This window comes from Ewingella americana (genome assembly GCF_006438725.1).
Lineage (GTDB): Bacteria > Pseudomonadota > Gammaproteobacteria > Enterobacterales > Enterobacteriaceae > Ewingella > Ewingella americana_A.
Genome location: NZ_RCZD01000005.1, coordinates 14,503 through 31,869, shown reverse-complemented (window position 1 = coordinate 31,869; position 17,367 = coordinate 14,503). Strand labels below are relative to the sequence as shown.

14 protein-coding genes are annotated in these 17,367 nt (G+C 54.1%); 8 read left to right on the top strand and 6 right to left on the bottom strand.

What is annotated here, in order from left to right:
• Positions 1-120: 120 nt before the first annotated feature.
• From EAH77_RS10215 to EAH77_RS10195, 5 genes are all read left to right on the top strand, one after another.
• Positions 121-816, top strand: a complete 696-nt coding sequence (locus EAH77_RS10215) for a CTP synthase C-terminal region-related (seleno)protein (RefSeq protein WP_206664887.1) — start codon at positions 121-123, stop codon at positions 814-816.
• Positions 817-1,185: 369 nt separating this feature from the next.
• The gene (locus EAH77_RS10210; protein ID WP_140472298.1) at positions 1,186-2,211 is read left to right on the top strand and encodes an amino acid ABC transporter substrate-binding protein; all 1,026 of its coding nucleotides are present in this window, start codon (positions 1,186-1,188) and stop codon (positions 2,209-2,211) included.
• Positions 2,212-2,427: 216 nt separating this feature from the next.
• Complete coding sequence (locus EAH77_RS10205; protein WP_140472296.1) at positions 2,428-3,606, top strand: amino acid ABC transporter permease; 1,179 nt, start codon at positions 2,428-2,430, stop codon at positions 3,604-3,606.
• A 9-nt stretch (positions 3,607-3,615) separates the two neighbouring features.
• Positions 3,616-4,725, top strand: coding sequence for an amino acid ABC transporter permease (locus EAH77_RS10200; RefSeq protein WP_140472293.1), 1,110 nt, complete (start codon positions 3,616-3,618; stop codon positions 4,723-4,725).
• A gap of 8 nt (positions 4,726-4,733) precedes the next feature.
• Positions 4,734-5,495, top strand: a complete 762-nt coding sequence (locus EAH77_RS10195) for an amino acid ABC transporter ATP-binding protein (protein ID WP_140472291.1) — start codon at positions 4,734-4,736, stop codon at positions 5,493-5,495.
• A 686-nt stretch (positions 5,496-6,181) separates the two neighbouring features.
• Here EAH77_RS10195 and EAH77_RS10190 read toward each other — a convergent pair.
• Complete coding sequence (locus EAH77_RS10190) at positions 6,182-6,871, bottom strand: LrgB family protein (protein ID WP_140472289.1); 690 nt, start codon at positions 6,869-6,871, stop codon at positions 6,182-6,184.
• The gene (locus EAH77_RS10185; protein WP_140472287.1) at positions 6,864-7,286 is read right to left on the bottom strand and encodes a CidA/LrgA family protein; all 423 of its coding nucleotides are present in this window, start codon (positions 7,284-7,286) and stop codon (positions 6,864-6,866) included. The genes EAH77_RS10190 and EAH77_RS10185 overlap by 8 nt, the downstream gene beginning before the upstream one ends.
• Before the next feature lie 113 nt (positions 7,287-7,399).
• On the opposite strand from EAH77_RS10185, the gene EAH77_RS10180 reads away from it, so the two are divergent.
• Positions 7,400-8,308 (top strand): LysR family transcriptional regulator, encoded by a 909-nt coding sequence (locus EAH77_RS10180; protein ID WP_140472285.1) that lies wholly within the window; start codon positions 7,400-7,402, stop codon positions 8,306-8,308.
• Positions 8,309-8,348: 40 nt separating this feature from the next.
• Here the strand turns inward: EAH77_RS10180 and EAH77_RS10175 are convergent, their stop codons facing one another.
• The 3 genes from EAH77_RS10175 to EAH77_RS10165 form a co-directional block, all read right to left on the bottom strand.
• The gene (locus tag EAH77_RS10175; RefSeq protein ID WP_140472283.1) at positions 8,349-9,998 is read right to left on the bottom strand and encodes a Na+/H+ antiporter; all 1,650 of its coding nucleotides are present in this window, start codon (positions 9,996-9,998) and stop codon (positions 8,349-8,351) included.
• A 715-nt stretch (positions 9,999-10,713) separates the two neighbouring features.
• Positions 10,714-12,081 (bottom strand): NCS2 family permease, encoded by a 1,368-nt coding sequence (locus tag EAH77_RS10170; RefSeq protein WP_140472281.1) that lies wholly within the window; start codon positions 12,079-12,081, stop codon positions 10,714-10,716.
• 589 nt (positions 12,082-12,670) lie between these two features.
• Positions 12,671-13,339, bottom strand: a complete 669-nt coding sequence (locus tag EAH77_RS10165; RefSeq protein WP_140472279.1) for a glutathione S-transferase family protein — start codon at positions 13,337-13,339, stop codon at positions 12,671-12,673.
• A gap of 264 nt (positions 13,340-13,603) precedes the next feature.
• On the opposite strand from EAH77_RS10165, the gene EAH77_RS10160 reads away from it, so the two are divergent.
• Positions 13,604-15,682 (top strand): putative bifunctional diguanylate cyclase/phosphodiesterase, encoded by a 2,079-nt coding sequence (locus EAH77_RS10160; protein ID WP_140472277.1) that lies wholly within the window; start codon positions 13,604-13,606, stop codon positions 15,680-15,682.
• Positions 15,683-15,758: 76 nt separating this feature from the next.
• Here EAH77_RS10160 and EAH77_RS10155 read toward each other — a convergent pair whose 3' ends face one another.
• Positions 15,759-16,544, bottom strand: a complete 786-nt coding sequence (locus EAH77_RS10155; protein WP_140472275.1) for an inositol monophosphatase family protein — start codon at positions 16,542-16,544, stop codon at positions 15,759-15,761.
• Positions 16,545-16,703: 159 nt separating this feature from the next.
• Between EAH77_RS10155 and EAH77_RS10150 the strand changes: the two genes are divergently transcribed.
• Positions 16,704-17,336, top strand: coding sequence for a LysE family translocator (locus tag EAH77_RS10150; RefSeq protein WP_140472273.1), 633 nt, complete (start codon positions 16,704-16,706; stop codon positions 17,334-17,336).
• Positions 17,337-17,367 lie beyond the last annotated feature (31 nt).

Genomic DNA, 17,367 nt, shown 5'->3' with positions numbered 1-17,367 from the left:
ATGTCCGCTATTGAGCAGTACCTCATCATCAAAATCCTTCATGGTCCGATAAAAATTATTCTCACGACGCCAGCTTAACTTTTCTATAACATCTCCTTTTACCTGCCCAGGAGAGAAGTGATGAGTAAGCAAATCCGTCTGGCGTTGGTCGGGGACCACAACCCCGCTATTCTTGCCCACCAGGCTATACCCCTCGCAATAAACCTTGCTGCACAACAGCTTGACCTTGATATTGATACACTCTGGCTCGCCACTGAATCCCTTGACGAAAACCTGCCCTTAGACGGTTTCGACGCCTTTTGGTGCGTACCCGGCAGCCCTTATGTCTCGGCTGAAGGTGCGTTACGCGCCATCCGCTTTGCCCGTGAAAATAACAAACCTTTCCTCGGCACCTGCGGCGGATTCCAACACGCTATCATCGAATATGCCCGTAACGTGATGGACTGGCAGGACGCAGGCCATGGCGAAACCGATACCGAAGGCCGCCTGGTGATTGCGCCGCTGGCCTGTGAAATGGTGGAGAAGAAGGCAGGGATCCGACTGGTTGCCGGCAGCATTCCTGCACGCGCCTATGGCACTTTGGATGTTGAAGAAGGCTATCACTGCCGATATGGCATCAACCCTGAGTTTCAGGATGCGCTGGAAGCACAACCGTTGAGGATGGTTGGTCACGATCAGGCCGGCGAGATCCGCGTGGTCGAACTGCCCGGCCATCCGTTCTTTGTGGCCACGCTGTTCCAGCCGGAACGTGCGGCGCTGAAAGGCCAGCTTCCCCCGCTGGTTGCAGCACTGATTCAGGCCGCAAGAAAACCATAAAGAAAACGACATACACTCTCAGACCGCCTGGTCTGGGAGTTTTTAGACCTGCCCGCAATTAACCATCACTTAACTATGCAACAACATTCATTTCACATCATCAACGCTGAGATCCAGTTCCAAATAGTGAAATAAGCCGCACCACTTTGTTGCATCCGTATTGACCGCGCACCGGATTGGGGCAATAAATTCAATAACGCGCATCAATGTTACTGTGCAATCCCCCCTCGGTACTTGATTGATGGACGTTTTGAATGTTGGCACTCCCCTTGCAATGACTCGTGCAGAGGGCAATGCCCCCATAAACAGACAGGGTGCTTCGCGCACTCACACAATAATAATTTTCGGTTTTGTCTCACAGGACGATTTATGAAAAAAATACTGCTCTCAACACTGATTGCCGCAGCAAGCTTTGCCACTTTGGCTGGTCAGGCACATGCAGGCACAACGCTGGATGCCGTGAAGAAGAAAGGATTTGTCCAATGTGGGATCAGCGATGGTTTGCCTGGTTTCTCTTACGCTGACTCAAAAGGTAAGTTTACCGGTATCGACGTTGATGTTTGCCGTGCTATCGCCGCAGCCGTTTTTGGCAATGCAGAAAAAGTAAAATACACCCCGCTGACCGCGAAAGAGCGTTTCACCGCGCTGCAATCGGGCGAAGTAGACATCCTGTCACGTAACACCACCTGGACCTCCTCGCGTGACGCAGGCATGGGTATGATCTTCGCTGGCGTGAACTACTACGACGGGATCGGCTTCCTGACTCACCAGAAAGCGGGCTTGAAAAGTGCTAAAGAGCTCGACGGCGCAACCGTTTGCATTCAGGCAGGTACAGATACCGAACTGAACGTTGCCGACTACTTCAAAGCCAATAAAATGACCTATACCCCAGTCACTTTCGACCGTTCAGATGAAAGCGCCAAAGCGCTGGACTCAGGCCGTTGTGACACGCTGGCTTCTGACCAGTCTCAGCTTTATGCACTGCGTATTAAACTCGGCAAGCCTGATGATTTCATCGTACTGCCGGAAGTTATCTCCAAAGAACCTCTTGGCCCGGTGGTTCGCCGTGGTGATGAAGACTGGCTGGAAGTGGTGCGCTGGTCACTGTACGCCATGCTGAATGCCGAAGAGATGGGTGTGACCTCTAAAAACGTTGAGCAGATGGCCGCTAACCCGACCACACCTGACATGAGCAACCTGCTGGGTAAAACCGGTAAATATGGCGAAGATCTGAAGCTGCCAAACGACTGGGTAGTGAAAATCGTCAAACAAGTGGGTAACTACGGCGAGAGCTTTGACCGCAACGTCGGCGCAGGTAGTGAGCTGAAAATCAAACGCGGCCAGAACGCCCTCTGGAATCAGGGTGGGATTCAATACGCTCCACCGGTACGTTAAATATTCTTTGTTCTTGAAGCTGTGGCGGTGTTGGCAGCGCTCTGGCCCCCGAATCACTGACCTGTGTCAGCTCATCGGGATGCCCTCCCTTGCCGCCTTGCCACAACTCCAATAACTTCGAATATTCATAGTATTGACGTGTTTTAAGAAAGAAGACGCCAGCCGTTCCCTGGCGTCTTCTTTTCTCAGGTTTACCGTATATCGAGGTTCACCCTTATGTCGCAACGCCCAGCCGAAAAAAAAACATTCTCGCTAACCAATCCGGCGGTCCGTGCCTGGCTTTACCAAATTTTCGCGGTGGTGTTGCTGGTGGCTTGTCTCGGCTACCTCCTGCACAACACCATTACCAATCTGACAACACGAGGCATCACCTCGGGCTTTGATTTCCTCAGCAGAGGTGCCGGTTTCGGCATCATTCAGCACCTTATTGACTATCAGGAGGGGGATACTTACGCGCGCGTTTTTGTCATTGGCCTGCTCAACACTTTATTAGTGTCAGCGCTGTGTATCGTGTTCGCCTCGATTCTCGGTTTCATCATCGGCCTGGGGCGGCTGTCTGATAACTGGCTGATCCGCAAAGTCTCCACTGTCTATATCGAAATTTTCCGCAACATCCCGCCTCTGTTGCAGATTTTCTTCTGGTACTTCGCCGTACTGCGTAACCTGCCCGGTCCACGCCAAAGCCTTGAGGCATTCGGCGTCGCGTTCGTCAGCAACCGTGGGCTTTATCTGCCGTCGCCTGAACTGGCGCCGGGCAGTCTGGCCACGTTTATCGCTCTTCTTTTAGCCGTGTTCGGCATTATCGCTTTGCAGCGCTACAACCATTTTAGGCAGATTCACACCGGTCGGGTCTGGCGTATCTGGCCCTGGGCGATTGTCTTGCTGATCGTGTTCCCTGCATTGGCACATTTGTTCTTCGGCCCGGCACTGCACTGGGATATCCCCGCGCTGCACGGTTTCAACTTCCGTGGCGGCATGGTGCTTATTCCTGAACTGGCCTCGCTGACGCTGGCGCTGTCGGTGTATACCTCAACATTTATTGCCGAAGTGATCCGCTCCGGCATTCAGTCGGTTTCCCATGGCCAGCACGAAGCGGCCCGCTCGCTCGGCCTGCCCAATCCGGTCACGCTGCGGCAGGTGATTTTGCCGCAGGCGATGCGGGTGATCATTCCACCGCTGACCAGTCAGTATCTCAACATCGTTAAAAACTCCTCGCTGGCAGCGGCTATCGGCTACCCAGATATGGTGTCGCTGTTTGCCGGTACGGTGCTCAATCAGACCGGTCAGGCGATTGAAACCATTGCCATCACGATGTCGGTCTATCTGATCATCAGTCTGGTGATTTCGTTCTTAATGAACATCTACAACCGGCGTATTGCGCTGGTCGAACGTTAAGGGAAACGAATGACGATGAGCACACTTCCCCATCCTCTGCGGGTTGCCAAACCCGGTACACCCGTCGGTACCGCCGTACTGTGGGCGCGTAAAAATCTGTTCTCCAGCTGGTTTAACAGCCTGCTGACTCTCTTCTGTTTGTGGTTGCTGTGGATAGTGATCCCTCCTTTGTTCAACTGGGTGATTTTCCAGGCCAACTGGGTGGGAACCACCCGCGCTGACTGCACCAAACAGGGTGCGTGCTGGGTGTTTGTTCATGCCCGCTTCGGCCAGTTTATGTATGGGTTGTATCCGTTTGAGGAGCGCTGGCGCATCAACCTGACGCTTATCGTCGGGCTGCTCACACTGATCCCGATGTTTGTACGCGCCATGCCGCGCCGTGGGCGATATATCACCGCCTGGATAGTCCTGTTCCCCATTTTCACCTGGTTCATGCTGTACGGCGGTTTCTTCGGCCTGCCGGTGGTGGAAACCCGCCAGTGGGGCGGGCTGACGCTGACGCTGATTATCGCCGCCGTAGGGATCGCTGGCGCACTACCTCTGGGGATTTTGCTGGCACTGGCGCGACGTTCACGGTTGCCGATTGTGCGCATACTGTCCGTCATTTTTATCGAGTTCTGGCGTGGTGTACCGCTGATCACTGTGCTGTTTATGTCCTCGGTGATGCTGCCGTTGTTTATGCACGAAGGCACCAACATCGACAAACTGGTGCGTGCGCTGGTAGGCGTGGTGTTGTTCCAGTCAGCGTATGTGGCGGAAGTGGTGCGTGGCGGTTTGCAGGCACTGCCGAAAGGCCAGACTGAGGCCGCAGAATCGCTGGCGCTGGGTTATTGGAGAACGCAGGGGCTGGTCATTCTGCCGCAGGCATTAAAGATGGTGATACCGGGTCTGGTCAATACCATCATCGCGCTGTTCAAGGACACCAGCCTGGTGATCATCATCGGTCTGTTTGATCTCTTCAGCAGCGTCCAACAAGCCACCGTCGATCCGGCGTGGCTCGGCATGTCGACCGAAGGTTACGTCTTCGCCGCCGCCGTTTACTGGATTTTCTGTTTCAGCATGTCGCGTTATAGCCAACATTTGGAAAGACGCTTTCACACCGGACGTTCCGCACACTGAGGTAAACCATGAGCGACCATCAAGTCACTGAACCTAAAAAAATGATGATCACGCTGCAAGACGTGAACAAGTGGTACGGACAGTTCCACGTGTTGAAAAACATCAATCTGAACGTGAAGTCGGGTGAGCGCATTGTATTGTGCGGCCCTTCAGGTTCGGGCAAATCAACCACCATCCGCTGCATCAACCATCTGGAAGAGCATCAGCAGGGGCTTATCGTGGTAGACGGCACCGAGCTCAATGACGATTTACGCAACATCGAACGGGTGCGCACCGAAGTGGGCATGGTGTTCCAGCACTTCAATCTGTTCCCGCATCTGACGGTATTACAGAACTGCACGCTGGCGCCATGCTGGGTGCGTAAGATGCCGAAGAAGGAAGCCGAAGAACTGGCGATGCACTACCTGAAACGGGTACGTATCGCCGAGCATGCTCACAAGTTTCCTGGTCAACTCTCAGGCGGCCAGCAGCAGCGCGTGGCGATCGCCCGCTCACTGTGTATGAAGCCGAAAATCATGCTGTTCGACGAACCAACATCCGCGCTGGACCCGGAGATGGTGAAAGAGGTGCTCGATACCATGATTGGCCTGGCAGAAGAGGGCATGACCATGCTGTGTGTTACCCACGAAATGGGGTTTGCGCGGACGGTGGCAGACCGGGTGATCTTTATGGATCGCGGGGAGATCGTGGAGGAGGCGCCTCCGTTGGAGTTCTTTGCCAATCCGAAGTCTGCCCGGACGCGGGAATTCCTTTCACAGGTTATTCATTAACGCGCTAATGTTGTGGGCTGCGGCCCACATCGGTAAACCTTGGGCTGCCGCCCAAACCTGCTTTTAAATCTTTAAATTCAAGGTCAAGATCGTGGGCTCGCCGCCCACACTGGCCCAAGGGAGGCGTAAACGCGCCTCCCTTGGAACCCTGCGTTTTTTAACTGCGCGCTATCGCTGAATCGGGATGGACGTGTTTCAGGTACCGCCGTGATAGCCGCAAAATGCCGCCGCTTAGGCGGTTCCTTCGCTGCGGGTTCCAACCCGCGAAAAAATACTCGCGGTTTTTCACCTCTTGCTCAGCGCCATTTTTGAATGCGGCCTCGACATTTTAAAAGATAAACACAGTCTGGATTTTGAATTTAGCAAAGCTTCGGCCGCGTTCAAAACGACGTCGAGGGAGAGGCGCAAAACCGCGCGGGGGTTTGCGCGGGTTGGAGCCCGAACTGAGAGAACCGCGGAGCGGCGGAGTTTGCGGCTGTCGCTGATATACCTGAAACACGGCCATTGTGACCTGCGCAGCTGCTGTTTTTAAAAAGCTCGGATTCCAAAGGCCCGAGCGACTGCGGGCCTTTGGTCGGTGTGGGCCGACGCCCACGACCTTGAATTTGAATTTGAATTTGAATTTGAATTTAAAGATTTAAAAGCGGGTTTGGGTAGCAACCCAAAGTCTTAGCGCTGGTGGTCGCCTACCACATCAAAACACTGATTAAGGGCGCCACCACCACCGTGATCACCCCCGCCAGCATCATCACCAGACTGGAAACCACCCCTTCTTCTGCGCCGATTTCATAGGCTTTCGCCGTGCCCGCGCCATGAGAGGCGGCACCTAAGCCTGCCCCTTTTGCCAGCCCGCTTTTTACCGCCAGCCGCAGGAATAAAATATCGCCGACCGCCATGCCAAATACGCCGGTGATCACCACAAACAGCGCGACCAAATCCGGCTGGCCGCCCAACTGTTTGGCGGCGGCCAGCGCGAAAGGCGTGGTGATGGAGCGCACCGCCAGACTGCGCTGGATCTCTTCCGGCAACGTCAACAAACGCGCCAGCCAGACAGAGCTGAAAACTGCCACAATAATGGCGGTCACCACGCCTGCCGACAATGATAGCCAGTGGCGGCGGATGATCGCCATATTCTCGTAGACCGGCACAGCAAACGCGATAGTCGACGGGCCCAGCAGCCACAGCAACCAGTGGGTTTCACCGATGTAATCCTGATAGGAAACATGCGTCACCACCAGCAATACCACCAGCACCACCGGCGTCAGGACCAGCGGCATAAACAGCAGTGTGCGCCGCTGGCGATAGAGTTTTTTATTGGCGAAATAGAGACCGAGCGTCACCAGAAAACAGGCAATGCTGATGATGATGTCAGTCATGACGCGCTCTCCTCGCGGCAAGCTTCTGCTCGAGGCGATAAACCCGGTCAACCACCAGCGATGTCGCCCCGAGTGTCAGCATCGTGCTGATACCAATCACCAGAAAGATCTTCCAGCCTTCGACCATCAGCAACTGCGCATAATTCACTACCGCCACCACGGCAGGTACGAAGAACAACAGCATTTCCGCCAGCAGCCAGCGTGAACCGGCTTTTACCCATTTCAGCGGCAACACGCGGAACATAATCAGTAACAACAGCATCAACATGCCGACGATATTGGCCGGCAGGGGTAAATGCAGCAACGTGACCAGACGGTCCGCTATCAGGAACAAAATGGCATACAGCACCACCTGAATGGGTACCTGACAGCGATTCAACAGGGACGGCGCTCGTGTGCGCAACGCCAACAACATGGGGAACGACCTCGAAGGACGAAAAAAGAACTGGCTGAATTATACGTTGGCAGGAAACCTGTGAAGAAATGAATTAAAATCATCCAAATGATTCCAAAATGGAATAGTTAATAATGGATGTCCGCACGTTACGTTATTTCGTCGAAGTGGTCCGCCAGCAGAGCTTTACCCGCGCGGCCGAAAAGCTGTTCGTCACTCAGCCGACCATCAGCAAAATGCTGCGTCATTTAGAAGAAGAGCTGGAATGTACACTGATCGTCCGGGAAGGGCGTCGCCTGCGCCTGACCGACAGCGGACAGGCGGTGTATCAGCGTGGCCTGAATATTCTGGAAGAGTTCCGCCAACTCGAGGTCGAACTGGAGGATATCAACACCGTCAAACGCGGGCGGCTGCGTTTGGGGATCCCGCCGATGGTCGGTACACAGATGGCACCGTTGATCGGCGAATTCCGCCAAAAATATCCAGGCATTGAGCTGATCATCTCAGAGTTTGGCGGCCTGACAGTCCAGCAGGCGGTGATCTCTGGCGAACTGGATTTGGCGCTGACCGCCCTGCCCGCCGACGCGGTTCCTTCAATTACGTCGCTGCCGCTCTTCAGTCACCCGCTGTGTGTGGTCGTGCCGCGCAGCGAGAAATGGCTTAACCGCACCCGAGTGCCGATTACCGAGCTGGCTGATGAAAGCATTCTGATTTATAACGAAGACTTTGCGCTGTACCGCATGCTGATGGAAGCCTTCAGCAGCCACGGGTTTACCCCTAAAATCGCTGCCCGCAGCGGCCAGTGGGACTTCCTCGCCGCCATGGTGCAGACCGGCATGGGCATCGCCATTTTGCCGGAACCTATCTGCCAGCGGCTGGATAAAAACAGTCTGATGTGGATACCGCTGGATCCCGCTATGCCGTGGCAGTTGGGGCTTATCTGGCATCAGGGAAGTTACTTGTCGCACAGTGCGCAGGCGTGGATTGCGCTTTGCCGGGCGTATTGGCAGCAGGAAGGAGAGGAAGGCGCGCACGCCGGATGACGTGCGCGCTGTAGTAGAAAAAGAAGTCGGTTGGAGACGATCACACTTCTTTTTCTACCAGCAACGCTTCGAGCAGGTCGAGATCATGCAGCAGTTTTTGCAGGGTTTCGTTACTGATTTTCTGCGTCGCACGCAGATGATACAGCTCGCCGCGCTCGGCCCGCAGCGCCGTCAGACGAAAGCGCCGTTCGAGGTTTTCCAGCTTCAGCGCGGTTTCCATGTCATCTTTATTGGCCGTTCGTCGCCGCAGCGTCCCTATTACCCGCGAGCTGATCTCCTTGAGCGTCTGCTCGTCGATGTTCTCTTCGGCATCCGCCGCCAGGCGTTCTTCCATTTTATGCAGGCTTTCGATCGCCACTTCGGCGGCAATCGACTTCGCCATGCGCTCCTCTTCCCGGTAGACCGAACCGTCGGCAAGCACCACACCTTTGAGCAGGAATGGCAAGGCAATCACCCCTGCAATCAGTGAGAACAGGATCACCCCGGTGGCCAGAAACACCAACTGGTAACGCGACGGGAAAGCGGTGCCATCCGTGAGGAACAGTGGAATAGAGAGCACACCGGCCAGGGTTATCGCTCCGCGCACTCCGGCAAAAGAGGCTATCCACAATTCACGCGTACTGTAACTGCCAAACAGCAACGGTTTCTTTTTCAGAAAACGGTTACTGATATTTTTCATCACCCACAGCCAGACAAAGCGCAGCAGCAGCAGCGCAAAGTAGATGATGCCGACGTCAGCAAACAGGTGCCAGGTGACGATAGAGGGATCATGGGTGGCCTGGTCGAGGGAGTTCTCCAAAATACCCGGCAGTTGCAAGCCCAGCATGATGAACACCATGCCGTTGAACACAAATTCGAGCATCGCCCAGACGCTGTTGGCTCGCAGGCGCATTGCCAGCGGCGCGTTACGGATAATGCCAGACTGGCTGATGGTCATACCGGCGGCCACGGCGGCCAAAATACCCGACACGCCGATGTGTTCGGCAATCAGGTAGGAGGCAAACGGCAACAGCAGCAGGAAAACGATTTGCGTCGCCGGGTCATCCCCGCTCCAGCGGCTCATAATGCGCAGCGATTTACTGTACAACCAGGTCACCGCCACACCGGCCATCAGGCCGCCAATCGCTACTTTGAGAAACTCGACCGACGCGCCGCCGACGGTGAAAATCATGGTGCCCATGGCTACCGCGATAGCAAATTTCAGCGACACCAGACCAGACGCGTCATTCATCAGCGCCTCGCCCTCCAGCACGCCCATGATCGATTTCGGAATACGTCCTTTGCCGACAATCCCGCCGAGCGCCACGGCATCGGTCGGAGAAAGCACCGCCGCCAGCGCAAAAGCCGCCACCAGAGGAATACCCGGCACCATCAGGTAAATCAGGTAACCGATGCCCACGACGGTCAGCAACACCAGGACCAGCGCCAGCCCGAGAATTTCGCGCCCGTGGTGCAAAAACTCACGCGTCGGGGTTTTCCAGCCATCGGCGAACAGCAGCGGGGGAATGAACAGCACTAAAAACAGCTCAGGGTCGAAATCCACGTGCAGACCAAAGTTGGGCCAGGCCAGCAATGCCCCGACCAAGATTTGCATCAAAGGGAGGGGAACTTGAAACGGCAACATCCTGGTCACGACACCGGAAAGTGACACCACCAGGATCAGAATCAGAATGGTAAAGAAGATTTCCATGCTTTCCTTGGACTCTTATTTTTATGATTTCAATCAGACGGGGTCTGACACATACAGGGGAATAGTAGATCAAAAAAGACGTCTTTTTAAATCAGAGCGTGCTTAAACCCGCTTTTAAACGTCCAAACCGTGGGCTAGCCGCCCACACGGGCCCAAAGGAGGTTTAAACGAACCTCCTTTGGAATCCTGCGTTTTTTAACTGCGCGCTTGGCTGGGACGAAGGACATGTCTCGTAACTTCCGAGTGAGGCGCAAAATGTCACGGCTTCGCCGTCCCCGTATTTCGGGTTCGAGCCATAGGTCTCGAACCTCTCATCCGGTGCCATTTTTGACTGCGCCTTAGTGGCTATATAAATCAAAAGATAAAAGACTAAAGACAACGCCTGGCTCTGTTTTGTCTTTTAAAAAAGTCCGGGCCGCATTCAAAAATGGCGCTGAACGAGAGGTGGAAAACCGCGTGTCTTTATTACGCGGGTTGGAACCCGAAGTGAAGGAACCGCAACGCGGCGGCATTTTGCGGCTATAACAGCGGCACCTGAAACACGGCCATTGTGACCAGCGCAGCTGCCGGTGTTCCATGAAAAAGCCCACGACTTTGACCTTGAATTAAAAAAGCGAGTTCGGATCGCAACCCGAAACTCGCCCGGTGTGGGCCGACGCCCACGACTTGGAATTTGATTTTAAAAAGGCGTTACATTTTTTCGCCCAAAAAAATCTTAAATGGCCCATCCACCGGCGTAGAACGCCACTAACGCCACCGCGATGATCACGGTGCCGACGTTCAGCTTGCGCCATTCGCCGGAGAAGATACGGCCGATGACCAGTGCGCTGAAGCCCAACATAATACCGGTCACGATATTACAGGTAAGCACGATGAAAACAGCGCACAACAGGCCGGACATCGCGTCGACGAAGTCATCAAAGTCCAGTTTGGTAACGTTACTCAGCATCAGCAGGCCGACATACATCAGCGCCGGTGCCGTGGCGTAAGCCGGAACCAGATAAGAGAGCGGAGACAGGAACAGCATCAGCAGGAACAACACGCCGACCACCGTCGCCGTCAGGCCAGTTTTACCGCCCGCCGCCGTACCCGCCGCAGATTCGATATACACCGCTGCCGGTGCTGCACCAACCAGACCCGCTAACATGCTGCTGATAGAGTCAGAAGTCAGCGCTTTACCACCGCTGATGATCTGCCCATCTTTATCCAGCAAGTTAGCCTGTCCCGCTACGGCGCGAATGGTGCCTGTGGCATCAAATACTGCCGTCATCACCAGTGCCAGCACGCTTGGCAGCACGGCCATTTTCAGCGCACCCATAATGTCGAGATTAAACAGCACTGAGCGCCCATTGGCATCAGACAGGGACGGCATCGCGAACAGACCCTGATATTTCACCGCCGGATCAAACATCAGGCCGATGATAGATATCACGATGATCACCAGCAAAATGCCGCCGGGAACGCGTAGTTTTTCCAGGCCAAAAATCACCGCCAGCCCCAGCAGCGTCATGATCACCGGGAAAGAGGTGAACGCACCGAGCGTGACCGGTAAACCGTCAAGAGGGTTTTTGATCACCAGGCCGACACCGTTAGCGGCAATCAGCAGCAAGAACAAGCCAATACCAATGCCGGTGCCATGCGCAACGCCCATCGGTAAATTGCGTAATATCCACGAACGGATGCCCGTGACAGAAATGATGGTAAACAGCACCCCCATCAGGAAGACCGCACCCAGCGCCACGGGCACGCTGATGTGCTGACCCAGCACCAGACTAAACGCAGTAAACGCCGTCAGGGAGATAGCACAACCGATAGCCAGTGGCAGGTTAGCCCACAGACCCATTAATAGTGAACCGAAACCCGCCACCAGACAGGTGGCGACAAAAACAGCACTTGGTGAGAAACCGGCTTTACCCAACATGCCTGGGACAACAATTACGGAATACACCATGGCAAGAAACGTCGTGAGACCGGCAATGACCTCCTGACGGACATTGCTGCCGCGGGCAGAAATTTTGAAAAAAGCATCAAGCGAACCGGTTGGCGCAACAGCACCGCCCGTTTTGCTGTGTGAACTAGACATGTGCAACCCTCTGAAGTGTCTTGCTGAAAAGCCTGCGTGGTCATTACGAAACCGTTTCGTCACGTTCGCTTCCCTACCCGGTGAAATGCGTGCCGACAAACAGGCAGGATCGACGCGCAAAACCAAGGCAAACGTTTAACTCTCATCGCGTAAGGCGGAAATAAAAACCACGGGTACTGCAAAGCAAACGATTATCCAGCCATTAACCCCCTCTTTTCAACTCCCGTTCACGACAAATTGGTCTTATTTGTGCATTTAAAAAGCATATCGCCCAGGAATTTGCGCAAACCCGTTCTTTTTGGCGTTTTGCAAGATACGTAAATGACGTACAGATTTATTTCGTCCGAAATTCAGGCAATACGGGCAAACGAAAAAAACGGTATGCAGAGGAGGATTTAAGATAAATCGTACGGTTCTCCCCCCGGTAAAATAAACACGGGAGGGGTTATCTCCGGCTCACTCATAATAATAGAGCAACACCGTAAAACAGATAATAGGTTTCACTTATGCTTTACCGGAAGTGTATAAAACCGAATAAATGTTCCGGCAAAACATAATATATTTGCTCAACCCGCTCTGAATCAATTAATTAACTGCCTATATGGTACACACCGCCCTGCTCCAGCGCTTTCTGATAGGCCGGACGGGCTTGTATCGTGGTTAACCATGTGCGCAGATGCGGATATCTCTCCAGCCCGCCGCGCGACACCATCGCTTCAATCGGAAAACTCATCTGAACATCTGCGGCGCTGAAGTCACGGCCCGCAAACCAGCGGTGGTCAGTCAGGTGTGTTTCGAGATAAGCACCGTGGGTGGCCAGTTGTTTATCCAGATATTTATCCTGCACGCCTTTGCCGATAGCCCCCGCAATGGGGCGAATCAGCCATGGCATGGGCGGCTTGCCGAGACGGCCAAAAATCAGCTTCATCACCAGAATTGGCATCAGTGATCCTTCGGCATAGTGCATCCAGTAACGAAACTGCTGCCGGGCGAAGTGATCGGTTGGCTTAAGATTCCCTTGTGCGTCGTAGGTTTCCTGCAAATATTCGATAATCGCGCCGGACTCGGCCAAGGTGAGATCGTTATCAACCAAAACCGGGGATTTCCCCAGTGGATGCACTTTTTTGAGTGAATCGGGCGCCAGCATGGTTTTTTCATCGCGTTGATATCTTTGGATTTGATAAGGGACTTCCAGTTCCTCCAGCATCCAGAGAATTCTCTGCGAACGTGAATTATTTAAATGGTGTACCGTTATCATGTATTTACTCCCAATTGATTAGCTTGTTTAATACTTAACTATAGCCTATGACATCACGGTCATAATTCCAGTCGACCAAAAACCCTATAATTAATAAGCCTAATAACCTGAGCCTGCACATTTTTATATTTTTCATCACACCCTTATCCTTAAGTGAATTTAATATAAAACCGCTATTTCGTTAGCGTTTATTAATTTTTAATGCCATGATCGCCGCGCTCAAATAGCCGTTTAAATAACCACTTTATTGTGTGGAGTCTTTGCATGCTTTCCAGTAATTATAACGATGTGCTCATCCTTTTTTCCTTCATCGTTGCCATGCTCGCTTCTTATACTGCTCTCGACATGGCAGGACGGGTAGCGACCACGCAGGGAAAAGCATCTCGTTTATGGCTGGCAGGCGGCGCACTGTCGATGGGAATTGGCATCTGGTCGATGCACTTCATCGGCATGCTGGCCTTCAGCCTTCCTGTCTCAATGGGTTACGACCCACTGATCACCCTGCTTTCCATGATAATCGCTATCATCTCATCAACCTTTGCCCTGTGGTTGGTCTGCCAGGAACGCTTGCCCACACGAAGTCTGCTGCTCGGAGCGCTGCTGATGGGCGGCGGGATTGCGGCAATGCATTACACTGGCATGGCGGCGATGCGCATGATGCCCGCTATCAGTTACAACACAGGCTGGGTGACACTGTCGGTGGTGGTCGCCGTGGTGGCCTCCGGCGCGGCGCTGTGGATGGCGTTTCACCTGCGCCAACAGTCGCCGAACGTCAAAATGCTGCGCGTCGGCGCGGCGGTGCTGATGGGCGCGGCCATTGTCGGCATGCACTATACCGGCATGGCGGCCGCCAATTTTCCGCACAATACCCACAGCATGGCAGCCTATTCGGGGGTCAATAACAACTGGCTTGCCCTGCTGGTGATTGTCGTCACGCTGGCGGTTCTGGCCATCACGTTAATCATTTCTGTGCTCGATGCCCGGTTGCAGGCGCGCACCTCGGTGCTGGCCTCCTCGCTTGCGCAAGCTAACCGTGAACTGACGCAACTGGCGCTGCACGACAACCTGACTAAATTGCCTAACCGCCTACTGCTGGAAGATCGCCTGAGCCAGGCTTTACAGAAAGCCGCACGCAATGAGTCGCCCTTCGCCCTGCTGTTTCTCGATCTCGACGGTTTCAAGGCGGTAAACGATGCTTTCGGCCACCACGTGGGTGACCTGCTTTTAGTGGCCGTGACCGAAAGGATACTGGCAGAGGTGCGCGCCGCAGATACCCTGGCGCGCCTCGGCGGCGATGAATTCGTGTTGCTGGTGGAAATTGCAGAGCCCAATGATGCCGCGACGCTGGCCGACAAACTGGTACATCTGATCGCCAGACCTTTCTATGTCTCACGCTATGAATTACTGGTTTCCGTCAGCATCGGAATTGCAGTCTATCCGGGCGACGGCCACGATGAGCGCGAACTGATGCTCAACGCCGATGCGGCGATGTACCACACCAAAAATTCAGGCCGCAGCGGGCATAGCTTCTTCCAGCCGTCGATGAATGCTAATGCGCAAGAACAGCTGCAATTGTTGAATGATTTGCGCATGGCAATTGAACACGATGAATTACGCCTGCAATACCAGCCCAAATTTATTGCCCCGCATGGCCCGGTGACAGGCTTCGAAGCGCTGTTGCGCTGGGAGCGTCATGGCATCATGCTCAGCCCGGACACCTTCCTGCCGATGGCGGAGAAGACCGGTTTGATTATTCCTATCGGCGAATGGGTGATTAACGAAGCCTGCCGCCAGTTGCGTCAGTGGCATCTGTCCGGTCACAGCAGCTGGACAGTGGCGGTGAATCTGTCGGCCTTACAGTTTGAACAGGCCAATTTGGTCGAGATGGTGATCGCCACCATCGAGCGGCATCAAATCCCGCCGCAGATGCTGACGCTGGAAGTGACCGAAACCACCGCGATGCGTGACCCGGACACCAGTGTGGCGATTCTCGAACAACTGACGAACTATGGCGTTAAGGCTTCAATCGATGACTTCGGCACCGGTTATTCCAGCCTGCTGTATCTCAAACGACTGCCTGCCAGTGAGCTGAAAATTGACGGTGCATTCATCAATGACCTGATTGCCGGCAGCGAAGATGCCAGCATTGTGCAGGCCATCATCGCACTCGGCCAGACGCTGAACCTGAAAGTTGTGGCCGAAGGCGTGGAAACGACCCAGCAGCAGGAGTTCCTCACCAAGCTCGGTTGTGACACCTTGCAGGGTTATCTGCTGGGCCGCCCGATGACGCCACAGCAGATTGCACAACGCCCGGATACAGAGTGGGAAGCGAAAGAGGGGTGAGAGGCGGGTCGCGGGTCGTTTTACATTCTGAGTCAGCACCGTGGAACCACCCAAACCTTGCCATTGCCTCTCTGATTTACCGTGGCTGCAAATCCCACAGCGGCCTGACGGCGGTCATCAATCCTGGCGTGCCCGCTGCTACGGACAAATGTCGGATATTTTCCGAACCAAAGCTGACCACGGTTTCCAGCCCCGCTTCCTGACATAACACCGCGCCACCGGCGATATCCCACAGCGTGGTGCGGCGTTGCAGGTGGCCGTCGGTAATGCCTTTCGCGGCGAAGACCATGCCAATGGTGGTGCAGCGATAGCATTGCACCGACCAGTCGGCGGCCCGCAGCCCCTGATAAAACTGTGCGGCTTCATCGAGTTTGTCATCCGAGCTGTCACCCAGCGAGACAATCTGCACATCGCCAAAGCGGTCATCGCGCACGAAAGGCTGGCCGTTGCGGAAAATGCCTTTACCACTCTCGGCAGCAAACTGCTCGTTGAGTACCGGCAGTGCGACTACGCCAATCACCGGTTTTTTATGTTCTACCAGCCCGAGGGAAACGCCCCACAGCGGCGAACCGCGCAGAAAATTGGACGTGCCGTCGATGGGGTCAATAACCCAGCAGGGTGCATCCGTTAAGTCACCCCCCAGTTCCTCACCAATGATGGCGTCATGCGGAAAATATTCCGCCAGTTGCGCACGGATAAACGTCTCGACGGCGACATCGGCCTGCGATACAAAGTCCTGCACCTTTTTGCTGCTGACCTGGATTTCATCACGACGATTAAAATAATCCAGCGCCAGTTCGGCCGCATGTGCGGCAATCTGGCTGGCCTTCGCCAGACGCACGGACATATCGTTATTGATCATCAATTTTTCCTGTTTTAAAAAAGCGTCAAAGCAGTCTGCCACGCCATGATGTAATTGAAATGACAACTCATCAGAGACTTGCCAAAACAGTCTAAAAAGCTCTATATCTGTTGCTTGATTATTTGTTAAATGCCTGCCCTTTCAGCCCCGGAGAATGCCATGCCTGACGCCGCCCATCTGTTACCTTTTATGCTGATTGCTTTTGGACTGGTGCTGACGCCCGGTCCCAATATGATTTATCTCATCTCCCGTTCACTGTGTCAGGGGCCAAAAGCCGGGCTGATTTCTCTTGGCGGCGTTGTGTTGGGTTTTCTGTTTTATATGGTATTTGCAGCGCTGGGTATTACGGCGTTACTCATGGCTGTTCCTTTTGCCTATGACACACTGCGCGTATGCGGTGCGGCATACTTGCTGTATATGGCGTGGCAAGCCATCAAACCGGGCGGAAGATCGCCTTTTCAGGTCAAAGACTTACCGCATGACAGCCCGAAGAAATTATTCACCATGGGCCTGGTCACCAACCTGCTGAATCCAAAAACTGCCGTACTTTATCTGTCACTGTTACCGCAATTTATCGTGCCTGAACAGGGCCATGTGTTGGCGCAATCTTTAGTGCTGGGCAGTACTCAAATTCTGATCAGTATGAGCATTAATGCACTGATTGCGATTTGCGCCGGTTATATCGCCGTCTTTCTGGCGGGCCGCCCGCTGTGGTTGCTGGTTCAGCGCTGGCTGATGGCGACGGTACTCAGCGGTTTGGCGGTGCGTATGTTGGTTGAAGCACGTAAGTAACCTGCCGTTTCTGAAACCGGTTGGGTTTTAG